We start from the raw sequence: 2,204 nt of genomic DNA, 5'->3' as shown, positions 1-2,204 counted from the left end.
CACCGGTGCCACCTTCATCCTGATGCACAAGGCGCAGGACAAGCCGGCCCAGGCCACGACCACGCTCAAGTTCTTCGACTGGGCCTACAAGAACGGCGACAAGACCGCCGGCGATCTCGACTACGTGCCGATGCCCGACAAGGTCAAGGGCGTGATCGCCACGGCCTGGGGCGAGATCAAGGACGCTTCGGGCAAGCCCGTCGCGGCCAAGTAAGACCCCTCGGCGCGCATATGAGCACACCGCTTGATCGCGCGCCGAATCCGGAGCGACACGTGTCATCCACATTCCCCGCCGGCGCCACGCCGCTCGAACTCCAGGCCGAGCGCGCCCGTACCAAGGCCGGTCCGCCGCCGGCCAAGCGGCCGCGCAGCGGCCCCACCACCGACCGCCTGTTCGGCTGGGCCGCCAAGGGCGCCGCGCTGCTGACGCTGGCGATGCTGATCGGCATCCTGCTGTCACTGTTGTACGGCGCCTGGCCCGCCATCTCGAAGTTCGGCCTCGGCTTCCTGACAAGCAGCGTCTGGGACCCGGTGCAGGACCAGTACGGCGGCTTGGTGATGATCTACGGCACGCTGGCGACCTCGCTGATCGCGCTGCTGATCGCGGTGCCGGTCAGCTTTGGCATCGCGCTGTTCCTGACCGAGATGTCGCCGGCGTGGCTCAAGCGGCCGCTCGGCACGGCCATCGAATTGCTAGCGGCGGTGCCGTCGATCGTCTACGGCATGTGGGGCCTGCTGGTGTTCGGCCCGATCCTCTCGACCTACGTGCAGCAGCCGCTGCAGAAGCTGTTCGAGGGCGTGCCTTACCTGGGCGCGCTGGTGGCAGGACCGCCGGTGGGCATCGGCATCCTGTCGGCCGGCATCATCCTGGCGATCATGATCATTCCGTTCATCGCCTCGGTGATGCGCGACGTCTTCGAGGTCACGCCGCCGCTGCTCAAGGAGTCGGCCTACGGCCTCGGCTCCACCACCTGGGAAGTGGTGTCGAAGGTGGTGCTGCCCTACACCAAGGCCGGCGTCATCGGCGGCATCATGCTCGGCCTTGGCCGGGCGCTGGGCGAGACCATGGCGGTCACCTTCGTGATCGGCAACACCAACCAGCTCAATTCGCTGTCGGTCTTCGAGCCGGCCAACAGCATCACCTCGGTGCTGGCCAACGAGTTCGCTGAAGCCGGCGCGGGCTTGCACCAGGCCTCGCTGATGTACCTCGGCCTGGTGCTGTTCTTCATCACCTTCGTGGTGCTGTCGCTGTCCAAGATGCTGCTGGCGCAGATGAAGAAGAGCGAGGGCACCAAGTCATGAGCACCGCGGAACGCCTCCTGAACGCCAAGACGCTGGAAGAGACGCGCGCGGCGCGCTTCGCCGGCCGCAAGCGCCTGAACTTCATCGCGCTGACGCTGTCGCTGGCCGCGATGGCCTTCGGCGTCTTCTGGCTGGTGTGGATCCTTTGGGAAACGCTGCGCCTGGGCGTCGGCGGGCTGGCGCTGAGCACGCTGACCGAGATGACGCCGCCGCCGAACGAGGCCGGCGGCATCGCCAATGCGATCTTCGGCTCGCTCGTGATGGTGCTGATGGCCACCTTCGTCGGCACGCCGATCGGCATCATGGCCGGCATCTACCTGGCCGAGTACAACCCCAAGGGCTGGCTCTCGACCATCGTCCGCTTCGTCAACGACATCCTGCTGTCGGCGCCGTCGATCGTGATCGGGCTGTTCGTCTATGCGGTGGTGGTGGCCTACTTCAAGTCCTTCTCGGGCCTGGCCGGTGCCTTGGCACTGGCGCTGATCGTGATCCCGGTCGTGATCCGCACCACCGAGAACATGCTGCAGCTGGTGCCGCCGGGCCTGCGCGAAGCGGCCTACGCGCTGGGCACGCCGAAGTGGAAGGTGATCCTCAGCATCACGCTGCGCGCCGCGCGCGCCGGGGTGGTCACGGGCGTGCTGCTGGCCGTGGCCCGCATCGCCGGCGAGACCGCGCCGCTGCTCTTCACTGCGCTCAGCAACCAGTTCTGGACCTCCGACGTCACGCAGCCGATGGCCAGCCTGCCGGTGACCATCTTCAAGTTCGCGATGAGCCCGTACGAGAACTGGCAGCAGCTGGCCTGGGCCGGCTTGTCCTGCGCCTTGTGCATCAGGATGAAGGTGGCACCGGTGATCGGCCACGCATCCTTGCCCGGCTGGTCGGTCAACACCTGGTAGAAGGTC

2 protein-coding genes and 1 pseudogene are annotated in these 2,204 nt (G+C 66.9%); all 3 read left to right on the top strand.

Annotated elements, in window-relative coordinates:
- Positions 1 to 214 (top strand): annotated as a pseudogene (locus tag AC1DY5_RS52390) (phosphate ABC transporter substrate-binding protein PstS); the annotation flags it as partial.
- A 17-nt stretch (positions 215 to 231) separates the two neighbouring features.
- Positions 232 to 1,302 (top strand): phosphate ABC transporter permease subunit PstC, encoded by a 1,071-nt coding sequence (gene pstC, locus AC1DY5_RS52385; RefSeq protein WP_478122142.1) that lies wholly within the window; start codon positions 232 to 234, stop codon positions 1,300 to 1,302.
- Entirely contained in the window at positions 1,299 to 2,198 is a 900-nt protein-coding gene (pstA, locus tag AC1DY5_RS52380; protein ID WP_478122141.1) for a phosphate ABC transporter permease PstA, read from the top strand. Before pstC ends, pstA begins: the two co-directional genes overlap by 4 nt.
- Positions 2,199 to 2,204: the final 6 nt, after the last annotated feature.

The organism is Variovorax sp. P4_D9 (assembly GCF_056401695.1).
The sequence above is the reverse complement of the archived record's forward strand: the minus strand, read 5'-3'. Positions and strand labels throughout refer to the sequence as shown.